This is a genomic window from Pseudomonas lini (assembly GCF_001042905.1).
GTDB lineage: Bacteria > Pseudomonadota > Gammaproteobacteria > Pseudomonadales > Pseudomonadaceae > Aquipseudomonas > Aquipseudomonas lini.
In genome coordinates this window covers 595,341-614,128 of the sequence record NZ_JYLB01000003.1, presented here as the reverse complement: position 1 = coordinate 614,128, position 18,788 = coordinate 595,341, and the positions used below count along the sequence as shown (strand labels likewise).

Annotated in this window: 23 protein-coding genes, 1 tRNA gene and 1 pseudogene; 19 read left to right on the top strand and 6 right to left on the bottom strand. The window is 57.2% G+C overall.

Translation table 11 applies throughout. The annotated features are described in order from the left end of the window. Positions 1-48 precede the first annotated feature (48 nt). From TU81_RS11355 to TU81_RS11330, 6 genes are read left to right on the top strand one after another with little or no spacing between them, the layout of a single operon-like run. Positions 49-1,602: a sugar ABC transporter ATP-binding protein gene (locus TU81_RS11355; protein ID WP_048395118.1), complete on the top strand. Its 1,554-nt coding sequence runs from the start codon at positions 49-51 to the stop codon at positions 1,600-1,602. After that, positions 1,599-2,576 carry an ABC transporter permease gene (locus TU81_RS11350; protein WP_007905898.1) on the top strand — a complete coding sequence of 326 codons (978 nt, stop codon included), beginning with the start codon at positions 1,599-1,601 and terminating at the stop codon, positions 2,574-2,576. The genes TU81_RS11355 and TU81_RS11350 overlap by 4 nt, the downstream gene beginning before the upstream one ends. Positions 2,577-2,579: 3 nt before the next feature. Beyond that, positions 2,580-3,599: a LacI family DNA-binding transcriptional regulator gene (locus TU81_RS11345; RefSeq protein WP_048395117.1), complete on the top strand. Its 1,020-nt coding sequence runs from the start codon at positions 2,580-2,582 to the stop codon at positions 3,597-3,599. A gap of 56 nt (positions 3,600-3,655) precedes the next feature. Then, entirely contained in the window at positions 3,656-4,573 is a 918-nt protein-coding gene (rbsK, locus tag TU81_RS11340) for a ribokinase (RefSeq protein ID WP_048395115.1), read from the top strand. Then, positions 4,570-4,974: a D-ribose pyranase gene (gene rbsD, locus TU81_RS11335; protein ID WP_038980103.1), complete on the top strand. Its 405-nt coding sequence runs from the start codon at positions 4,570-4,572 to the stop codon at positions 4,972-4,974. Before rbsK ends, rbsD begins: the two co-directional genes overlap by 4 nt. Positions 4,975-5,007: 33 nt before the next feature. Continuing rightward, positions 5,008-6,036 (top strand): nucleoside hydrolase, encoded by a 1,029-nt coding sequence (locus TU81_RS11330; protein WP_038980104.1) that lies wholly within the window; start codon positions 5,008-5,010, stop codon positions 6,034-6,036. 39 nt (positions 6,037-6,075) lie between these two features. On the opposite strand, the gene TU81_RS11325 is transcribed toward TU81_RS11330, so the two are convergent. Further along, entirely contained in the window at positions 6,076-6,282 is a 207-nt protein-coding gene (locus tag TU81_RS11325) for a hypothetical protein (RefSeq protein WP_038980105.1), read from the bottom strand. A gap of 131 nt (positions 6,283-6,413) precedes the next feature. Here TU81_RS11325 and TU81_RS11320 point away from each other — a divergent pair, with 131 nt between their 5' ends. Continuing rightward, complete coding sequence (locus TU81_RS11320; protein ID WP_048395113.1) at positions 6,414-6,719, top strand: hypothetical protein; 306 nt, start codon at positions 6,414-6,416, stop codon at positions 6,717-6,719. A 163-nt stretch (positions 6,720-6,882) separates the two neighbouring features. After that, the gene (locus TU81_RS11315) at positions 6,883-7,200 is read left to right on the top strand and encodes an I78 family peptidase inhibitor (RefSeq protein ID WP_038980107.1); all 318 of its coding nucleotides are present in this window, start codon (positions 6,883-6,885) and stop codon (positions 7,198-7,200) included. Positions 7,201-7,272: 72 nt separating this feature from the next. On the opposite strand, the gene TU81_RS11310 is transcribed toward TU81_RS11315, so the two are convergent. After that, positions 7,273-7,485, bottom strand: coding sequence for a cold-shock protein (locus TU81_RS11310; protein WP_007905882.1), 213 nt, complete (start codon positions 7,483-7,485; stop codon positions 7,273-7,275). A gap of 290 nt (positions 7,486-7,775) precedes the next feature. After that, complete coding sequence (locus TU81_RS11305; RefSeq protein ID WP_038980108.1) at positions 7,776-8,078, bottom strand: hypothetical protein; 303 nt, start codon at positions 8,076-8,078, stop codon at positions 7,776-7,778. A gap of 374 nt (positions 8,079-8,452) precedes the next feature. Here TU81_RS11305 and thrS point away from each other — a divergent pair, with 374 nt between their 5' ends. The 9 genes from thrS (at position 8,453) to TU81_RS11260 (ending at position 15,909) form a co-directional block, all read left to right on the top strand. Then, complete coding sequence (thrS, locus tag TU81_RS11300; protein WP_048395110.1) at positions 8,453-10,375, top strand: threonine--tRNA ligase; 1,923 nt, start codon at positions 8,453-8,455, stop codon at positions 10,373-10,375. Continuing rightward, complete coding sequence (infC, locus tag TU81_RS11295) at positions 10,375-10,926, top strand: translation initiation factor IF-3 (RefSeq protein WP_172435341.1); 552 nt, start codon at positions 10,375-10,377, stop codon at positions 10,924-10,926. Before thrS ends, infC begins: the two co-directional genes overlap by 1 nt. A gap of 60 nt (positions 10,927-10,986) precedes the next feature. After that, positions 10,987-11,181 carry a 50S ribosomal protein L35 gene (gene rpmI, locus TU81_RS11290; RefSeq protein WP_002553160.1) on the top strand — a complete coding sequence of 65 codons (195 nt, stop codon included), beginning with the start codon at positions 10,987-10,989 and terminating at the stop codon, positions 11,179-11,181. Positions 11,182-11,209: 28 nt separating this feature from the next. Next, a complete protein-coding gene (rplT, locus tag TU81_RS11285; protein ID WP_007905879.1) occupies positions 11,210-11,566 on the top strand; it encodes a 50S ribosomal protein L20 in 357 nt (118 codons plus the stop codon). A 109-nt stretch (positions 11,567-11,675) separates the two neighbouring features. Then, on the top strand, positions 11,676-12,692 hold the full coding sequence (gene pheS, locus TU81_RS11280; RefSeq protein WP_007905876.1) for a phenylalanine--tRNA ligase subunit alpha: 1,017 nt from the start codon (positions 11,676-11,678) through the stop codon (positions 12,690-12,692). Between the two features lie 26 nt (positions 12,693-12,718). Then, entirely contained in the window at positions 12,719-15,100 is a 2,382-nt protein-coding gene (pheT, locus tag TU81_RS11275; RefSeq protein ID WP_048395107.1) for a phenylalanine--tRNA ligase subunit beta, read from the top strand. Positions 15,101-15,103: 3 nt separating this feature from the next. Then, positions 15,104-15,406: an integration host factor subunit alpha gene (ihfA, locus tag TU81_RS11270; RefSeq protein WP_002553164.1), complete on the top strand. Its 303-nt coding sequence runs from the start codon at positions 15,104-15,106 to the stop codon at positions 15,404-15,406. Beyond that, positions 15,387-15,743: a MerR family transcriptional regulator gene (locus tag TU81_RS11265; RefSeq protein WP_003179985.1), complete on the top strand. Its 357-nt coding sequence runs from the start codon at positions 15,387-15,389 to the stop codon at positions 15,741-15,743. Before ihfA ends, TU81_RS11265 begins: the two co-directional genes overlap by 20 nt. Positions 15,744-15,832: 89 nt before the next feature. After that, a tRNA-Pro gene (locus TU81_RS11260) sits at positions 15,833-15,909 on the top strand. 227 nt (positions 15,910-16,136) lie between these two features. Here TU81_RS11260 and TU81_RS11255 read toward each other — a convergent pair. Next, positions 16,137-16,643, bottom strand: a pseudogene (locus TU81_RS11255) (transposase); the annotation flags it as partial. A 207-nt stretch (positions 16,644-16,850) separates the two neighbouring features. Here TU81_RS11255 and TU81_RS11250 point away from each other — a divergent pair. Both TU81_RS11250 and TU81_RS11245 read left to right on the top strand, forming a co-directional pair. Continuing rightward, a complete protein-coding gene (locus TU81_RS11250) occupies positions 16,851-17,312 on the top strand; it encodes a hypothetical protein (protein ID WP_048395105.1) in 462 nt (153 codons plus the stop codon). Between the two features lie 301 nt (positions 17,313-17,613). Next, complete coding sequence (locus TU81_RS11245) at positions 17,614-17,853, top strand: YceK/YidQ family lipoprotein (RefSeq protein WP_048395102.1); 240 nt, start codon at positions 17,614-17,616, stop codon at positions 17,851-17,853. Positions 17,854-18,052: 199 nt separating this feature from the next. On the opposite strand, the gene TU81_RS11240 is transcribed toward TU81_RS11245, so the two are convergent. Together TU81_RS11240 and TU81_RS30775 are read right to left on the bottom strand one after the other, a co-directional pair. Next, positions 18,053-18,478: a hypothetical protein gene (locus TU81_RS11240; RefSeq protein WP_175581797.1), complete on the bottom strand. Its 426-nt coding sequence runs from the start codon at positions 18,476-18,478 to the stop codon at positions 18,053-18,055. 42 nt (positions 18,479-18,520) lie between these two features. Then, positions 18,521-18,745: a hypothetical protein gene (locus TU81_RS30775; RefSeq protein ID WP_231983800.1), complete on the bottom strand. Its 225-nt coding sequence runs from the start codon at positions 18,743-18,745 to the stop codon at positions 18,521-18,523. Positions 18,746-18,788: the final 43 nt, after the last annotated feature.

The window sequence follows — 18,788 nt, the reverse complement described above, 5'->3', positions numbered from 1 at the left end:
GCGACACAACGGTGCTCGCCTCTTGGGGCGAGCACATGGAGAGTTTTTATGTCCTTTTGCGCCCCGAACGCTGTCCTCTCGGTCAGCGGTATCGGTAAAACCTATGCCCAACCCGTCCTCACCGGTATCGACCTGACGCTGATGCGCGGTGAAGTGCTGGCGCTGACCGGCGAGAATGGTGCCGGCAAAAGCACGCTGTCGAAAATCATTGGCGGACTGGTCACGCCGACCACCGGCCAGATGCAGTTCCAGGGGCAGGACTACCGTCCCGGCAGCCGGAGCCAGGCCGAAGAGCTGGGCATCCGCATGGTCATGCAAGAACTCAATCTGTTGCCGACGTTGTCGGTGGCGGAAAACCTGTTTCTCGACAACCTGCCTAGCCACGGCGGCTGGATCAGCCGCAAGCAGCTGCGCAAGGCGGCGATCGAGGCCATGGCCCAGGTCGGCTTGGACGCCATCGATCCAGATACGTTGGTTGGCGAACTGGGAATCGGCCATCAGCAAATGGTCGAGATCGCCCGCAACCTGATCGGCGATTGCCACGTGCTGATCCTCGACGAGCCGACAGCAATGCTCACGGCCCGTGAAGTCGAAATGCTGTTCGAGCAGATCACTCGTCTGCAGGCTCGCGGCGTGTCGATCATCTACATTTCCCACCGCCTCGAAGAACTGGCAAGGGTGGCCCAGCGCATTGCGGTATTGCGCGACGGCAACCTGGTCTGTGTCGAGCCGATGGCCAATTACAACAGCGAGCAACTGGTCACCCTGATGGTCGGCCGTGAATTGGGCGAGCACATCGACATGGGGCCGCGCAAGATTGGCGCGCCGGCCTTGACGGTCAAAGGGCTGACCCGTTCCGATAAGGTTCGCGACGTGTCCTTCCAGGTGCGCGCCGGTGAAATTTACGGGATTTCCGGTTTGATCGGGGCAGGGCGCACCGAGTTACTGCGCCTGATCTTCGGTGCCGATACAGCCGACAGCGGCACCGTCGCGCTGGGGGCGTCGGCTCAGGTGGTGAGTATTCGTTCGCCGGCCGACGCGGTCGGTCACGGCATCGCCCTGATCACCGAAGATCGCAAGGGCGAAGGCCTGCTGCTGACGCAATCGATCAGCGCCAATATTGCCTTGGGCAATATGCCGGTGATTTCCAGCGGTGGCTTCGTCAATAACGGTGACGAGATGTCTCTGGCCCAGCGTCAGATCAACGCCATGCGCATTCGCAGTTCCAGCCCGACGCAATTGGTCTCGGAACTGTCCGGCGGGAATCAGCAGAAAGTCGTGATCGGCCGCTGGCTCGAGCGCGACTGCACGGTGATGCTGTTCGACGAGCCGACCCGTGGCATCGACGTCGGCGCCAAGTTCGATATTTACGCACTACTCGGTGAGTTGACCCGTCAGGGCAAAGCGCTGGTAGTGGTGTCCAGCGACCTGCGCGAACTGATGCTGATCTGCGATCGCATCGGTGTGTTGTCGGCAGGGCGTCTGATCGACACTTTTGAGCGTGACAGCTGGACCCAGGATGATTTGCTTGCCGCGGCTTTCGCCGGCTACCAAAAACGTGATGCGTTGCTCAACGAAGTAGCGCCTAGGGATCTTCCATGAATACTGCATCTTTGGCCGGCAAACGTAGTGGCAACTTTTACGGCCTCGGCACTTATCTGGGCCTGGCCGGTGCCTTGCTGGCAATGGTCGCGCTGTTCTCGGTCCTGAGCAGCCACTTCCTGTCTTACGACACCTTCAGCACCCTGGCCAACCAGATTCCCGATTTGATGGTGCTGGCGGTCGGCATGACCTTCGTATTGATCATCGGCGGTATCGACTTGTCGGTGGGGTCGGTGCTGGCGCTTGCGGCCTCGGCAGTCAGCGTGGCGATTCTCGGTTGGGGCTGGAGCGTCTTGCCTGCGGCCTTGCTCGGCATGGCGGTAGCGGCATTGGCCGGGACTATCACCGGCTCGATCACCGTGGCATGGCGGATTCCGTCGTTCATCGTGTCCCTCGGCGTGCTGGAGATGGCGCGGGGTCTGGCGTATCAGATGACCGGTTCGCGCACTGCCTACATCGGTGATGCCTTCGCTTGGCTGTCCAACCCGATCGCATTCGGCATCTCGCCGTCATTCATCATTGCCTTGCTGATTATCTTCATCGCCCAGGCCGTGCTGACGCGTACCGTGTTCGGTCGTTACCTGATCGGCATCGGCACCAACGAAGAGGCGGTGCGTCTGGCGGGGATCAATCCGAAGCCCTACAAAATCCTGGTGTTCAGCCTGATGGGGCTGCTGGCCGGTATCGCTGCGTTGTTTCAGATTTCGCGCCTGGAAGCGGCGGACCCGAATGCTGGCTCCGGTCTGGAGCTGCAGGTGATCGCCGCGGTCGTGATCGGCGGCACCAGCCTGATGGGCGGGCGCGGCTCGGTCATCAGCACATTCTTCGGCGTCCTGATCATCTCCGTACTGGCGGCCGGTCTGGCGCAGATCGGCGCGACCGAACCGACCAAACGCATCATCACCGGTGCGGTGATCGTGGTGGCGGTGGTGCTTGATACTTATCGCAGTCAGCGCGCAAGCCGGCGGACCTGAGTCATGGCAACAATCAAGGATGTAGCGGCACTCGCGGGTATTTCCTACACCACGGTTTCCCACGTGGTGAACAAGACGCGGCCGGTCAGTGAGGAAGTACGGATCAAGGTCGAGGCGGCGATCAAAAGCCTCGACTACGTGCCCAGCGCCGTGGCTCGGTCATTGAAAGCGAAAACCACCGCGACCATCGGCCTGCTGGTGCCCAACAGCCTCAACCCGTACTTCGCCGAGTTGGCCCGTGGCATCGAGGATTACTGCGAGCGCAATGGCTATTGCGTCATCCTCTGCAACTCCGACGACAACCCGGACAAGCAACGCAGCTACCTTCGCGTGTTGCTGGAAAAACGCATTGACGGCTTGATCGTTGCCTCGGCCGGTGGTGACAGCGGCCTGGCCGAAGGTCTGGCGGGTGTGCGTACCCCAATGGTGATCGTCGACCGTGGGCTCGAAGGTCTCGATGCCGATCTGGTGCGCATCGATCACGAATATGGCGCTTATCTGGCGACCCGGCATTTGTTGGATCTGGGGCACCGGGACATCGCCACGATTGGTGGGCCGGCGAGTACCAGCGTGGCGCAGATGCGTCTGGCCGGTTATTGCCGCGCCTTGAAAGAGGCGGGTGTCGAAGTGCCGCGCGAGCGCATGCTGGAAAGCGACTTCACCAGTACCGGCGGTTACAACGCCGCCGCGATCCTGCTGGAAAAGAACCCGCCCAGCGCAATCTTCGCTGGCAACGACATGATTGGCATCGGTGTGTTGCGCGCCGCCGCCGAGCGTAATATTCGTGTGCCCACCGAGTTGTCGGTGATCGGCTTCGACGATATCCAGATGAGCCGTTACGTCTATCCGGCGCTGACTACCGTGGGCCAGTCGATCCTGCAGCTTGGCGAGATGGCGGCCGAAGTGCTGTTGCGCAGGATTGCCACGCCGGGTCTGGCGACCGATCAGCGCATCGTGACGCCCAGCATTGTCCTGCGAGAATCGACTGCGCCGCTGGCCAGCGCATTCGCCCACTTTCGTTGAAAACAGAAAGTCGCTGAAACCAAAAGCACCGCAGAAACAGAATTGACGAGTGATGTATGCCAGCAAAAGTAGTGGTAATAGGCAGCCTGAACATGGACCTGGTAACCCGGGCGCCACGGCTGCCTCGTGGTGGTGAAACGCTGATTGGCCAATCGTTTGCCACGGTTTCCGGCGGCAAGGGCGCGAACCAGGCCGTGGCCGCGGCACGGCTGGGGGCGCAGGTGTCGATGGTCGGTTGTGTCGGCAGCGACGCCTATGGCGAAGCACTGCGCGGGGCATTGTTGGCCGAGCAGATCGATTGCCAGGCGGTCAGCACGGTCGAAGATTCCAGCGGCGTGGCGTTGATCGTGGTCGATGACAATAGTCAGAACGCGATCGTGATTGTTGCCGGTGCCAACGGCGCGCTCACGCCCGAAGTGATCGACCGTTTCGACGCGGTGTTACAAGCGGCGGATGTCATTATCTGTCAGCTGGAAGTGCCGGATGCCACGGTCGGCCATGCTCTGAAGCGCGGTCGTGAGCTGGGTAAAACCGTGATTCTCAATCCGGCGCCGGCCAGTCGCCCGCTGCCGGCGGATTGGTATGCGGCCATCGATTACCTGATACCCAACGAAAGCGAAGCCTCGGCCTTGAGCGGTTTGCCGGTGGATACCCTGAGCACCGCCGAAACCGCCGCGGCCCGCTTGATCGCCATGGGCGCCGGCAAAGTGATCATCACCCTGGGTTCTCAAGGATCACTGTTCGCCGATGGCAAACGCTTCGAGCATTTCCCGGCACCGAAAGTGAAGGCGGTCGACACCACCGCGGCCGGCGACACGTTCGTCGGTGGTTTCGCAGCAGCCTTGGCGGCCGGCAAAAGCGAGGCCGATGCGATCCGTTTCGGCCAGGTCGCCGCAGCGCTGTCGGTCACCCGGGCTGGTGCGCAACCTTCGATTCCCACCTTGCCCGACGTACAGGCCTTTAAAGCACCATGAAAAAGACTCCTTTGCTCAACGTCGCGCTGTCGCGGCTGATCGCTTCCCTGGGCCATGGCGACACGGTGGTGATCGGCGATGCCGGCCTGCCGGTTCCGCCCGGCGTCGAATTGATCGACCTGGCCTTGACCCACGGGATTCCGGATTTCGTCAGTACCTTGAAGGTTGTGCTCAGCGAAATGCAGGTCGAAAGCCATGTGCTGGCCCATGAGATTCTGGACAAAAAACCGTCGGCCTTGAGCGCGCTGGACGAACTGTATGCCGAAGGTGCGCTGGGCCGGCGCGAACTGCTCAGTCATGACCAATTCAAAGTACTCAGCCGACAAGCACGGGCGATTATTCGTACAGGCGAATGTCAGCCGTACTGCAACATCGTGCTGGTGGCTGGAGTAACGTTCTAACTTTCCGTTCTTCCCACGCACAAGGAGTGCGCTATGCACCGTTATGCTCAGAAACTGCACCACCTGCTCCGGAGTCTGCTGCTTTTGTCCCTGATTACCGCAACAAGCGCCCAAGCGGCGGAAAAGATCGACTTGATCATCGACACCGATCCGGGGGCCGATGATGTGGTCGCCTTGCTGTTTGCCCTGGCATCGCCGGAAGAACTGAACATTCGTGCGCTGACCACCGTTGCTGGCAACGTACGTCTGGACAAGACTTCGCGTAATGCGCGTCTGGCCCGCGAGTGGGCAGGGCGCGAAGAGGTGCCTGTTTACGCGGGCGCGCCGAAGCCAATGATGCGCACGCCGATCTATGCCGAGAACATTCACGGCAAGGAAGGCTTGTCGGGCGTCACGGTGCACGAACCGAAGAAAGGTCTGGCCGAAGGCAATGCGGTCAACTATCTGATCGATACCCTGAAAGCAGCCAAACCCCACAGCATCACCATCGCCATGCTCGGTCCACAGACCAACCTGGCGCTGGCGCTGATCCAGGAGCCTGAAATTGTTCAGGGCATCAAGGAAGTGGTGATCATGGGCGGGGCGCACTTCAACGGCGGCAACATCACCCCGGTGGCCGAATTCAACCTGTTCGCCGACCCTCAGGCTGCGGAAGTGGTGCTGAAAAGTGGCGTCAAACTGACCTACCTGCCGCTGGACGTGACCCACAAGATCCTGACCAGTGAAGCGCGCCTGAAGCAGATCGCCGCCCTGAACAACAATGCCAGCAAGCTGGTGGGCGATATTCTCAACGAGTACGTCAAAGGCGACATGGAGCACTACGGCATGTCGGGTGGCCCGGTGCATGACGCCACAGTCATCGCTTATCTGCTCAAGCCGGAGCTGTTCACTGGCCGTTCAGTCAACGTTGTGGTTGATAGTCGCGAAGGGCCGACCTTCGGTCAGACCATTGTCGACTGGTATGACGGCCTGAAAGCACCGAAAAATGCCTTCTGGGTCGAAAATGGCGACGCTCAGGGCTTCTTCGACCTGCTGACCCAGCGTTTGGCTCGCCTGAAGTAAGCTGTATACCCGCAGGTGCCAGCCTGCGGGTTTTTACAATCACTCGCTATCTGTCAGGCCCATAAAATCGGCGGGGTATCTCTCGAGTATCTGGGCGATGAATGTCTGTGCGGCTTGTGTCCCCAGTTCCTTGACTAGCAAATCGATACCAATGATTGCCAACTCTTCCGGGCTGCCCGGGCTGTAAGAGCTATGGCCTTGTGGCCACTTGGCTTTGATGTCGGCGTCGATGCTTACGGTGGTCATGATGGCGCTCGTGAAATCAGGATGTCTGAGTGTCGAGTTAACCATTTTGCGGAACGTTTGGCACTCCGACTTAGGCATGAGGGGAGGGCTATGCGACACTTGGTCTTTGATGAATTTTCAAGGACCGTGCTGTGCAGATCGATTTGAACACTCCTGACGGCTTGACCCTCGAAGCCGTGCGTCAGCTGCTGGCTTCTGCCAGCGATGATGAACACACTCAGTTGCGGGTTACCAAGGGCGGTATCGCCTATATTTCGTCGGGCACTGTGGGCGGCACGGACATCGACGGGTTGCTGTTTCGTCTGGAGACCTGGGCCAAGGGTTCCGGTTATGTCGGATTGGTCGCGGCCAGCGACGAGGTCTGGGTCATGCAGATTTTCAATGCGCTCAAGCAGAATTGGCCGAAACCGCCTTTTGACTACATCGACGTCTATTGAGCGTCGTTCATATTCAGTCACGATTGAGGGATGAACGGCGTACCGATGCTCAGGCACACTCGCCGCTATCCGGATCGAGGGCGAGGCGAAAGCCCGCCTTGAAACCAAACGCCAAAATGGCGGTCGCACGATCTCAGCTTAACTATTGAAAAAAGGAGGCTTCATGCCTTGGAAGCTCGCGTCATTGGGTACTTTGTTGGCCGCCACTCTATTGGCCGGTTGCAGCAGTACGTCCACCGAGTCGGCAAAGGACCCTGTGGCGACCGACACCGGCCACAGCCGTTGTGAAGCAAAGGCTGCCGAATTCACCATTGGCAAAAAGGCTTCGCCCCAATTGCTGGAGCAGGCACGTACCCGCGCAGGCGCGCAGAATGCCCGGTTCCTCAAGCCTGATGACATGGTGACCCTGGAGTACCGCTCCGATCGCCTGAACCTGAACACCGACAACAACCTGGTGGTCACCCGCGTCAACTGCGGCTGATTGCTTCAGGCTTTTGTTTCGCCCATAAAAAACCCCGTCACATGGACGGGGTTTTTTTAGTGCGGCAGAAAATTACTCTGCGCGGACTTGTGCAGCTTGCATACCCTTTTGGCCTTTCTCAGCCACGAAGGAAACGGTCTGGCCTTCTTTCAGGCTTTTGAAACCGTCGCTTTCGATAGCTTTGAAGTGTACGAACAGGTCGTCACCGCCACCTTGAGGAGTGATGAAGCCGAAGCCTTTTTCATCGTTGAACCATTTAACGGTGCCGGTTTGGCGATTAGACATGGTGTATCTCCAAGAAACATATATTTTCAGTAGTACTGTGCTGCTCAGGCCAACTGGGCACACCGGACTATCATAGTCGAAATGTTCGCTTTGGGAGCCCCCTGGGTGTGCTGTTTGCCCTGCAGTCACGTTTTCTTTGTTGCTTCGTGTGGCTGAAAGCCCCGGTTTAAAAGGCTTTCAGCTGAAAGTAAAGACAATAAAAAAAGCTGAAAAACCTTAAAAATTTGTACGAAAAAGCTAAATTTCATCACTTTTTATCGGCAGTGAGCCGGGTTAAAAGGACTTTTTTCTCACTTTTTCGCCGGTGCATTGGCCTTGCATTTGGCTATTTGACCCAGCGCTTTCTGTTGCAGCTCCGGGCTGGCCTTGTTATCCATCAGGGCCTGAATGTCGCCAGCCGGGTACGATTTGATCGCGTCGGCACCGCAAGCGCAGTGAGACTTTGCAGCTGCAGCGCCGATCTGCGGGGTGGCCGCTTGAGTGCACTGAGCCATGTATTTCTCGCGCTCGCCCTTTGGCCAATCGGCATGGGCAGCCAGCGGCAGCAACAGGACGACGGGTGCGACGATGGCGAATAAACGATTCAGACGCATGCTGGGATGCTCCTTTTGGGTCAATGTCTTGTTATCTGAGGGGTAAAGCGGGGTTCAAGTTCAGCACTCTGGCATAAAAATGCCTGATTTGCCCCCGCAGAAAACCTTGCCGCCGCGATGACCGTTCATCTGTGCTAGCATGCTTCGCTCGGGCGTTTGCAGGCTCCGGATGACCTTCAGTCCCGGCAGCGGCAGAGGCGCGAATAACCCTGATTTGAATCCCAGTCACTCTGGTTCGGTTTTCCGGTTGGCCGCAAGGCTCCTGCCGCTGTAAGGCAGGCGTTCGTTATTGAATGGCCTGGATCGGATCTTGTACTGGCTCATCCCAACCCACGTGACCTTTGGTAGGGGTCACCACTAGGAGAGGAGGCGCCATGCCAACTATTACTCTTCCCGACGGCAGTCAACGTTCATTCGATCACCCGGTTTCCGTAGCCGAGGTCGCCGCATCCATCGGTGCTGGTCTGGCCAAGGCCACCGTGGCCGGCAAGGTCAATGGCAAGCTGGTCGACGCCAGCGACATCATCGACAGCGATTCCTCGCTGCAAATCATTACGCCAAAGGATGAAGAGGGGCTGGAGATCATTCGCCACTCTTGCGCCCACCTGGTTGGCCACGCGGTCAAGCAGCTGTACCCGACGGCCAAGATGGTCATCGGTCCGGTCATCGACGAAGGCTTCTATTACGACATCGCCTTCGAGCGTCCTTTCACGCCTGACGACCTGGCCGCCATCGAACAGCGCATGCAACAGCTGATCGAGAAAGATTACGACGTCATCAAGAAAGTCACTCCGCGCGCCGAAGTGATCGAAGTGTTCAAGGCCCGCGGCGAAGACTACAAGCTGCGTCTGGTCGAGGACATGCCGAACGAGCAGGCCATGGGCCTGTACTATCACGAAGAATACGTCGACATGTGCCGCGGTCCGCACGTGCCGAACACGCGCTTCCTGAAATCCTTCAAGCTGACCAAGCTGTCCGGCGCCTACTGGCGTGGCGATGCCAAGAACGAGCAATTGCAGCGCGTTTACGGCACCGCATGGGCAGACAAGAAGCAACTGGCGGCTTACATCCAGCGCATCGAAGAAGCCGAGAAGCGCGATCACCGCAAGATCGGCAAGCGTCTGGGCCTGTTCCACACCCAGGAAGAGTCGCCGGGCATGGTGTTCTGGCACCCGAACGGCTGGACTCTGTACCAGGTGCTCGAGCAGTACATGCGCAAGGTTCAGCGCGACAACGGCTACCTGGAGATCAAAACTCCACAAGTCGTTGACCGCAGCCTGTGGGAGAAATCCGGGCACTGGGCCAACTACGCCGACAACATGTTCACCACGCAGTCGGAAAACCGCGATTACGCCATCAAGCCGATGAACTGCCCGTGCCACGTGCAGGTGTTCAATCAGGGCCTGAAAAGCTACCGCGAGCTGCCGATGCGTCTGGCCGAGTTCGGTGCCTGCCACCGTAACGAGCCGTCGGGTGCGCTGCACGGCATCATGCGCGTTCGCGCCTTCACTCAAGACGATGCTCACATCTTCTGTACTGAAGAGCAGATGCAGGCCGAATCCGCTGCGTTCATCAAGCTGACCATGGACGTTTATGCCGACTTCGGCTTCAAAGACGTCGAGATGAAGCTGTCCACTCGTCCGGAAAAACGCGTTGGTTCCGACGAGCTGTGGGATCGCGCCGAAGCTGCACTGGCTGCAGCCCTTGATAGCGCTGGCTTGCCGTACGATCTGCAGCCGGGCGAGGGTGCGTTCTACGGTCCGAAAATCGAATTCTCACTGAAAGATTGCCTCGGTCGCGTCTGGCAATGTGGTACCCTTCAGCTCGATTTTAACCTGCCTGTCCGTCTGGGAGCCGAATACGTCTCTGAAGACAACAGTCGCAAGCACCCGGTTATGTTGCACCGGGCGATCCTGGGTTCGTTCGAACGTTTCGTCGGAATCCTGATCGAGCACTACGAGGGTGCATTCCCCGCGTGGCTGGCTCCGACCCAGGCAGTGATCATGAATATCACTGATAAACAGGTTGATTTTGCCGCTGAGGTTGAAAAAACCCTCAATGAAAGCGGATTTCGTGCCAAGTCTGACTTGAGAAATGAAAAGATCGGCTTTAAAATCCGCGAGCATACTTTGCTCAAGGTTCCCTATCTCTTGGTTATCGGAGATCGGGAAGTCGAGATGCAGACTGTCGCTGTGCGTACTCGTGAAGGTGCTGACCTGGGCTCGATGCCCGTCGCCCAGTTCGCTGAGTTTCTCGCGCAAGCGGTTTCCCGGCGTGGTCGCCCAGATTCGGAGTAATTATTATTAAGCGTGAAATGAGACAAGATAAACGAGCTGCACCGAAAGCCCCGATCAACGAGAATATCTCGGCACGCGAGGTTCGGTTAATTGGAGCTGAAGGTGAACAGCTTGGGATTGTGTCAATTGAAGACGCGCTTCTTAAGGCTGAAGAGGCCAAACTGGATTTGGTGGAAATTTCCGCCGATGCAGTACCCCCTGTTTGCAAACTGATGGACTACGGCAAATCGATCTTCGAGAAGAAGAAGCAGATTGCCGCGGCCAAGAAAAACCAGAAGCAGATTCAGGTTAAAGAAATCAAGTTTCGTCCAGGGACGGAGGAAGGGGATTACCAGGTAAAACTGCGCAACCTGGTACGTTTCCTGAGTGATGGGGACAGGGCCAAGGTATCCTTGCGATTCCGCGGCCGTGAGATGGCCCACCAGGAGCTGGGGATGGAACTCCTCAAGCGAGTTGAAGGTGACTTGCTCGAGTACGGTTCGGTCGAACAGCATCCTAAGATGGAAGGACGCCAGCTGATCATGGTCATCGCCCCGAAAAAGAAGAAGTAATCAATAGGGCACGGCAGGCCTTCTGATTATGTTTATCAACTGAATGCGGAGTATCCGAACATGCCAAAAATGAAAACTAAAAGTGGTGCTGCTAAGCGGTTTTTGAAAACTGCTAACGGTATCAAGCACAAGCACGCTTTCAAGAGCCACATCCTGACTAAAATGTCGACCAAGCGTAAGCGTCAACTGCGCGGTAGCAGCTTGCTGCATCCGTCTGACGTGGCAAAAGTCGAGCGCATGCTGCGCCTTCGTTAATTTTAGTCAAGAATAGAGGAAGTAACTCATGGCTCGTGTAAAGCGTGGCGTCATTGCCCGTAAACGTCACAAAAAAATTCTGAAACTTGCTAAAGGCTACTACGGCGCTCGCTCGCGCGTATTCCGTGTTGCCAAGCAAGCGGTAATCAAGGCAGGCCAATACGCCTACCGTGACCGTCGTCAGAAAAAACGTCAGTTCCGCGCTCTGTGGATCGCTCGTATCAACGCTGGTGCACGTATCAACGGTCTGTCCTACAGCCGTTTCATCGCCGGCCTGAAAAAAGCGTCCATCGAGATCGACCGTAAGGTTCTGGCTGATCTGGCAGTGAACGAAAAAGCGGCGTTTGCTGCGATTGTCGAGAAAGCTAAAGCCACTTTGGCTTAAGTACCCCCGACAGTCACCCGGCCTCACCTCTGTGGGGCCAGGTGTTAAACGTCATAAATAGGGGAAGAGCCTTCAAGCTCTTCCCCTATTTTGTATCTGGAGTCTGTACATGGAAAACCTGGATGCGCTCGTCTCTCAAGCACTAGAGGCTGTGCAAAGCGCTGAAGATATCAATGCCCTGGAGCAAATCCGGGTTCACTACCTTGGCAAAAAGGGCGAATTGACTCAGGTGATGAAGACCCTGGGGAATTTGCCGGCAGAAGAGCGCCCGCAAGTCGGCGCGCTGATCAACGTTGCCAAGGAGCGTGTCACAGAGGTTCTCAATGCCCGCAAGGCACTGTTTGAAGAGGCCGACCTGGCCGCCAAACTGTCTGCCGAGTCCATTGACGTGACCCTGCCTGGCCGTGGCCAGACCTCCGGTGGTCTGCATCCGGTTACTCGCACTCTGGAACGTATCGAACAATTCTTCACCCACATCGGCTACGGCATCGCCGAAGGCCCTGAGGTCGAAGACGATTACCACAACTTTGAAGCGCTCAACATCCCAGGCCATCACCCGGCCCGGTCGATGCATGACACCTTCTATTTCAATGCCAACATGTTGCTGCGCACCCATACCTCGCCGGTACAGGTCCGCACCATGGAATCGAAACAGCCGCCGATCCGCATCGTCTGCCCAGGCCGTGTGTACCGTAGCGACTCCGATATCACTCACTCCCCGATGTTCCACCAGGTCGAAGGCCTGCTGGTCGACCGCGATATCAATTTCGCCGACCTGAAAGGCACCATCGAAGAGTTCCTGCGCGTGTTCTTCGAAAAAGAACTGGCCGTGCGTTTCCGTCCTTCGTACTTCCCGTTCACTGAGCCATCCGCTGAAGTCGACATGGAATGCGTGATGTGCAGCGGTAAAGGCTGCCGCGTCTGCAAGCAGACTGGCTGGCTGGAAGTGATGGGCTGCGGCATGGTTCACCCGAATGTGCTGCGTATGTCCGGGATCGACCCGGAAGAGTTTTCGGGCTTTGCCTTCGGCATGGGCGTTGAGCGTCTGGCCATGCTGCGTTACGGCGTGAACGACTTGCGTCTGTTCTTCGACAACGACTTGCGGTTCCTCGCGCAATTTCGCTAGTCGTAACGAATTCTTAGGAGAGCAGGATGAAATTCAGTGAACAATGGCTGCGTGGCTGGGTAAGCCCGCAGGTAAGTCGCGACGAGCTGGTTGCTCGTCTGTCGATGGCCGGTCTTGAGGTCGATAGCGTTACGCCGGCCGCCGGTGAATTCAGTGGTGTGGTGGTGGGCGAGGTGCTAAGCACCGAGCAACACCCGGACGCCGATAAGTTGCGCGTTTGCCAGGTCAGCAGTGGCTCGGAGACTTTCCAGGTAGTGTGCGGCGCGCCAAACGTGCGTCCGGGCCTGAAGATCCCGTTTGCCATGATCGGTGCCGAACTGCCGGGCGACTTCAAAATCAAGAAAGCCAAGCTGCGTGGCGTTGAATCCAACGGCATGCTGTGCTCCCAGGCCGAGCTGCAAATCGGCGAAGGCAACGATGGCCTGATGGAATTGCCGGCCGATGCGCCAGTCGGTCAGGACATTCGTGAGTACCTGAGCCTGGACGACGCCAGCATCGAGGTCGACCTGACCCCGAACCGCGGTGATTGCCTGTCCCTGGCCGGTCTGGCCCGCGAAGTCGGTGCGCTGTACGCCGCCCAAGTCACGCGTCCGGTCGTTGCCAGCGTTCCCGCTGTGCACGACGAAGTGCGTTCGGTTGAAGTCCTCGCGCCAGCCGCGTGCCCGCGTTACCTGGGTCGTGTGATCCGTAACGTTGACCTGTCCAAGCCTACGCCGTTGTGGATGGTCGAGCGTCTGCGTCGTGCAGACGTGCGCAGCATCGACGCTGCCGTCGACATCACCAACTACGTGATGCTGGAACTGGGTCAACCGCTGCACGCATTCGATCTCGCCGAAATCAATGGCGGCATCCGCGTACGCATGGCCGAAGAAGGCGAGAAGCTGGTGCTGCTTGATGGTCAGGAAGTCAGCCTGCGTAGCGATACGCTGGTGATCGCCGACCACACCCGTGCCTTGGCTATCGCCGGCGTCATGGGTGGCGAGCACAGCGGCGTCAACACCGCGACCACTCGCGATATTTTCCTGGAAAGCGCGTTCTTCGACCAGATTGCCGTCGCTGGCAAGGCGCGTTCCTACGGCCTGCACACCGATGCCTCGCACCGCTACGAGCGTGGCGTGGATTGGCAACTGGCCCGTGAAGCCATGGAGCGTGCCACTGGCCTGCTGCTGGGCATCACTGGTGGCGAAGCGGGTCCGATCATCGAGACCGTCAGCGAGCAGCATCTGCCGTCGATCGCGCCGATCACCCTGCGTGCCCAGCGCATTACTCAGATGCTGGGTATGGAAATGGATTCGGCCGAAGTCGAGCGTCTGCTCAGCGCATTGGGCCTGACCATTTCTGCTGATGGGGCAGGGCAGTGGCGCGTTGAAGTGCCAAGCTTCCGTTTCGATATCAGCCTGGAAGTCGATCTGATCGAAGAGTTGGCCCGTCTGTACGGTTACAACCGTCTGCCGGTTCGTTACCCGCAAGCCCGTCTGGCACCGCAAGCCAAGGCCGAGGCGCGCAGCGATCTGCCTGAACTGCGTCGTCTGCTGGTGGCTCGTGGTTATCAGGAAGCGATCACCTACAGCTTCATCGATCCGAAACAGTTCGAGTTGTTTAATCCGGGTGTCGAGCCGCTGCTGCTGGCCAACCCGATTTCCAACGACATGGCTGCCATGCGTTCGTCCCTGTGGCCTGGTCTGGTCAAGGCGCTTCAGCACAACCTGAACCGTCAGCAGGATCGCGTCCGTTTGTTCGAAAGCGGCCTGCGCTTCGTCGGTCAGCTGGAAGGCCTGAAGCAAGAGCCGATGCTGGCGGGTGTGGTATGCGGTAGCCGTCTGCCGGAAGGCTGGGCACAAGGTCGCGATGTCGTGGACTTCTTCGACGTCAAAGCCGATGTGGAAGCGGTACTGGGCTTCGCTGGTGCACTGGATTCGTTCACTTTCGTGCCGGGCAAACACCCAGCATTGCACCCGGGTCAAACCGCGTGTATCGAACGTGAAGGCCGTTTGGTAGGTTTCGTTGGCGCGATTCACCCTGAATTGTCGAAAACCCTCGGTCTCGACCGTCCGGTCTTCGTATTCGAGCTGGTTCTGGCCGAAGTGGCATTGGGCAAAATGCCTAAATTCCAGGAGTTATCGCGCTTTCCTGAAGTGCGTCGTGACCTTGCACTGCTGGCGGACAAAGACGTTGCGGCCACTGCCGTACTGGACGTAATCCGTGAAAATGCAGGTGAATGGCTGACAGACCTCAGGCTATTTGACGTGTATCAGGGTAAAGGCATTGATCCGCATAGAAAAAGCCTTGCAGTTGGCTTGACCTGGCAGCATCCATCGCGCACTCTTAATGACGATGAGGTGAATACCACGACGCAAAACATCCTCACCTCGCTCGAACAAAGGTTGAACGCCACGTTAAGGAAGTGACGTATGGGGGCTTTGACGAAAGCTGAGATGGCGGAACGTCTGTATGAAGAGCTGGGCCTGAACAAGCGGGAGGCCAAGGAATTGGTCGAACTGTTTTTTGAAGAAATCAGGCACGCTCTTGAAGACAACGAACAAGTCAAATTGTCCGGTTTCGGCAATTTCGACCTTCGGGACAAACGCCAGCGGCCTGGCCGCAATCCGAAAACGGGAGAAGAAATCCCGATCACGGCTCGCCGTGTGGTCACCTTTCGTCCAGGGCAGAAGTTGAAGGCCCGAGTTGAGGCTTATGCTGGAACCAAGTCATAACGACGAACTACCCGTCATCCCGGGCAAACGCTACTTCACCATTGGTGAAGTCAGCGAGCTATGTGCCGTAAAACCGCACGTGCTGCGCTACTGGGAGCAGGAGTTTCCTCAACTCAACCCCGTCAAACGCCGCGGAAACCGCCGGTATTATCAGCGCCAGGACGTGCTGATGATCCGGCAGATCCGCGCGCTTCTTTACGATCAGGGGTTTACCATCGGCGGCGCACGCTTGCGTTTGTCCGGCGATGAAGCCAAAGACGACACCACCCAATACAAACAAATGATCCGCCAGATGATCGCCGAGTTGGAAGATGTTCTGGTGGTTCTCAAGAAATAAATTCCTGCTTTTAAATACTTCCAGTTTTCAAAAGCTTGCGATATATTCTTGAGCGTTCCTCGAGATGAGGAACAGATTTAACGCCTAGTCGGGGCGTAGCGCAGTCCGGTAGCGCACTAGCATGGGGTGCTAGGGGTCGAGTGTTCGAATCACTCCGTCCCGACCATATTTTTCAATGACTTGGCCCAATCTGAAAAGGTTGGGCTTTTTCATGTCTGAAAAATACCCCCACATTTACCCCCACAAAAAATTAATACTCCCTCGATTCTCAAGCCGGATCTAGTCGTTCGATCGATAGGCGTGGGTGTAATGCGCGCAGCGTAGAATTTTCTCCGCTGATATCATAGTGGCATTATTTTCGGTTAGCCCAGATTGTCTGGCGCGGTAAGGAAGAATAGGTACCCCCGTGAGTACCTTGACCTCTTCGCTAACGGCGTCGGTAATCGCCGAGATGAGGCTGGGAGAGACCTCTGTGCCGTGCATCTCCTGCAGGTGCCCCTGAATTTCCCGAACGGTCATCCCTCGGGCGTACAGCGAAATGACCTTGTCATCGAAGCCGGTCCAGCGTGTCTGGTGTTTAGAGACCAGTTGCGGTTCGAACATGCCCTGACGATCACGGGGGATTTCCAACGGTAGCTCGCCAAAGTCGCCCTTGAACGTCTTACCGCTATGGCCGTTGCGAGCATTTCCTTCGGCATTGGTAACCGCGGCGCTTTTGTCATGACCCAGGTGCTCGATCATTTCAGCTTCCAGGGCTCGTTCGACGAGCATCTTGGTGAGCTGTTTGAGCAGACCGTTTTCGCCGATCAGGTCCTCGGGCTTCCGGTAATTGGCCAACAGGCTGTCGGCCAGCTTCACCAGTTCGGGTTTGACTCGTTTAGTGCGCTTGGGCTCGGTCATTGAGACTCCTTGGGAAAGGCAGTGTGCGCCTAATGACCGTTTACACAAACTTCAGGACACCCTCTGCCTGATCGACACTCGGCGACTTTTCGTACAGACCCTAATTTACACAACAGGACTTATGTAACCCGACAATACGCCGATACCGTGCCGCGGCGCGGAAGCACCGAAGCAGCACTTACTCCATAGAAGTCAGGAACCTGGACAATGTTTGAACACATCTGGCGCAGCATCCATTCCCCGGGCTACTTCCCCAACGTTCTGGAGTGGATGATCAATATTCTCCTCAACCCGTTCATGGTGATTATGTGCCTGATGGTCGGAGCGCTGGCCGGTAAATGGTGGAGAGCCATCCCCTACGGCAGCCTCATTTGTTATGTGGTGTTCCTGAGCCGGTCGTCATTCTATCGGTGGGGAAGCATTTTCCCCGAAGCCGGCCTGCCTGCGCTGTTGATTGATGGCGCACTGCTGGCCCTCCTCGGCTTCTATTTGAAAGGCGTACTCAGAACCCGCTCAGAAGCAAAACCCGAAGGCCATTGGTTGCGCTGGCTTTATCAAAGCCTGAAGGTCGTCATGCTGACAGTCATGGGGATGTTCTGGGTACTCGTCGTGCTGTTTGTCGTGACCTTCACCGTCTCGGTCGCTACCCAACCGTCAGTGGTGCACTGACCAACCACCTGCTTGCTAGGGTCTGTACGAAAAGTCGCCGAGTGGCGATCAGGCAAGGAAAAAACAGGCGAGGAAGCGGAGTTTACGGGTTGTAAATGAGCATTCCGAGCCTGTTTTTAACGCCGCATGATTGTAGTGGTCAACTAATCCCGGACACACGTTAAGTTTTTCTTCGGCGTTCCGCTGGTTGCCGTTGGCGCGGAGGGGAGTGCATGCGGGTGGTGCCGAAGGGGAAGGGCGTGACTAACTATTCGCAACTGCGTCTACGCAGATCTGCGCAAAGAAGTAATAAGGACGTTACGTGTTTCGGAAAATGATTTTGCTGGTTTTGATCGCCAGTTTAAGTGGGTGTGCGGCAACCGCTATGCGGATGGATTACGACAAACATCGATGCCCCTACATCGGAGTGCGGTTCGACTGGTGGCTGGTGGGCCAATCCCACGGAAAGTTAATCCCCTTTTTACTGATCGACGCGCCGTTTTCGCTGGTGGTCGATACAGTATTTTTTCCCTTCGAATATCAATACAGCTGCAACCTTTAAAACTACTTGGATTCGTCCGCATCGGGGTGTGATCTGGCGAGAGGGGCTGGCTATCTTCCAGTCGGAAGCGCTGCTCGCACCCACGCGCAACGTTCTTTTTAGCCAAGTGTGCAAACCAGTCACACGCCAGATCACACCCCTATGCGCGCTCATAGAGAGGATCCGGCAGTTATCGTCAGGTTGACGTGGCGCTGGTTGTTCAATCGTAAATGCCGTAGCCGAACTCGTCTTCTTCGCAGTCCACGACGATCTTGGCGGACCCAAAGTAGAGTGCAGCCAGCAGCTTCTCGAACTTGGTCCTGAACCGCAGGGTTTGGCCAACCTTCTCGTTGTCGATATTGGCAGCGTAGACGATGCCAACTTCGCGACCCTTTTCGTCACGATCCTTTCCGCGCTTATCGAACGAGATGTGGATAGCGTTATATAGGCTGTACTCGTCTCGCGCGCGATTGCTGTAGAGCGAAGAGTCATCCTTCGGCTTCTTGTCGAAGTAGATGTGGAGGCCGCCGTAATCGAACTCTTTGAAGCGTATATCCGGATGCTCCCAGCGCTCCTCTGCGGTGCTTTCCTTGTTCTGCTCGACGAAAGCTTCCATTAGGTCTTGGAGGCTGATCACATCGAGCATCTGATCGGTCAGGACTTCGTCGGTTGCTATCCCGCGCCGCGCTTACTTGGTTTTTGGAGGCGCGTCAGGACACTCATCGGTCCATCGCGTAACCGTCATGTCATTGAGTTGTTCCCCAATGGTGTCGACGCGCAGGCAGGTGCCGCTCTTTGAGTAGAACAAGATGCAACGCGAACTATCAAAAGAGCAGACATCGACCTCGAAGAACTTGTGTGCAGCCAGCTCCCGCTCCACGCCACTATATTCATAGCCGTCGGAGGTATGCATCCGCGTCGGCTTCCATCCTTGTTTGATCAGCTTGGCCCTGGCC

Excerpts from the sequence above, each read along its gene's own strand:
- TU81_RS11355 (WP_048395118.1), top strand. The coding sequence starts at position 49 with ATGTCCTTTTGCGCCCCGAACGCTGTCCTCTCGGTCAGCGGTATCGGT.
- TU81_RS11350 (WP_007905898.1), top strand. The coding sequence starts at position 1,599 with ATGAATACTGCATCTTTGGCCGGCAAACGTAGTGGCAACTTTTACGGC.
- TU81_RS11345 (WP_048395117.1), top strand. The coding sequence starts at position 2,580 with ATGGCAACAATCAAGGATGTAGCGGCACTCGCGGGTATTTCCTACACC.
- rbsK (WP_048395115.1), top strand. The coding sequence starts at position 3,656 with ATGCCAGCAAAAGTAGTGGTAATAGGCAGCCTGAACATGGACCTGGTA.
- rbsD (WP_038980103.1), top strand. The coding sequence starts at position 4,570 with ATGAAAAAGACTCCTTTGCTCAACGTCGCGCTGTCGCGGCTGATCGCT.
- TU81_RS11330 (WP_038980104.1), top strand. The coding sequence starts at position 5,008 with ATGCACCGTTATGCTCAGAAACTGCACCACCTGCTCCGGAGTCTGCTG.
- TU81_RS11325 (WP_038980105.1), bottom strand. The coding sequence starts at position 6,282 with ATGACCACCGTAAGCATCGACGCCGACATCAAAGCCAAGTGGCCACAA.
- TU81_RS11315 (WP_038980107.1), top strand. The coding sequence starts at position 6,883 with ATGCCTTGGAAGCTCGCGTCATTGGGTACTTTGTTGGCCGCCACTCTA.
- TU81_RS11310 (WP_007905882.1), bottom strand. The coding sequence starts at position 7,485 with ATGTCTAATCGCCAAACCGGCACCGTTAAATGGTTCAACGATGAAAAA.
- TU81_RS11305 (WP_038980108.1), bottom strand. The coding sequence starts at position 8,078 with ATGCGTCTGAATCGTTTATTCGCCATCGTCGCACCCGTCGTCCTGTTG.
- thrS (WP_048395110.1), top strand. The coding sequence starts at position 8,453 with ATGCCAACTATTACTCTTCCCGACGGCAGTCAACGTTCATTCGATCAC.
- rpmI (WP_002553160.1), top strand. The coding sequence starts at position 10,987 with ATGCCAAAAATGAAAACTAAAAGTGGTGCTGCTAAGCGGTTTTTGAAA.
- rplT (WP_007905879.1), top strand. The coding sequence starts at position 11,210 with ATGGCTCGTGTAAAGCGTGGCGTCATTGCCCGTAAACGTCACAAAAAA.
- pheS (WP_007905876.1), top strand. The coding sequence starts at position 11,676 with ATGGAAAACCTGGATGCGCTCGTCTCTCAAGCACTAGAGGCTGTGCAA.
- pheT (WP_048395107.1), top strand. The coding sequence starts at position 12,719 with ATGAAATTCAGTGAACAATGGCTGCGTGGCTGGGTAAGCCCGCAGGTA.
- ihfA (WP_002553164.1), top strand. The coding sequence starts at position 15,104 with ATGGGGGCTTTGACGAAAGCTGAGATGGCGGAACGTCTGTATGAAGAG.
- TU81_RS11265 (WP_003179985.1), top strand. The coding sequence starts at position 15,387 with ATGCTGGAACCAAGTCATAACGACGAACTACCCGTCATCCCGGGCAAA.
- TU81_RS11250 (WP_048395105.1), top strand. The coding sequence starts at position 16,851 with ATGTTTGAACACATCTGGCGCAGCATCCATTCCCCGGGCTACTTCCCC.
- TU81_RS11240 (WP_175581797.1), bottom strand. The coding sequence starts at position 18,478 with ATGCTCGATGTGATCAGCCTCCAAGACCTAATGGAAGCTTTCGTCGAG.
- TU81_RS30775 (WP_231983800.1), bottom strand. The coding sequence starts at position 18,745 with ATGCATACCTCCGACGGCTATGAATATAGTGGCGTGGAGCGGGAGCTG.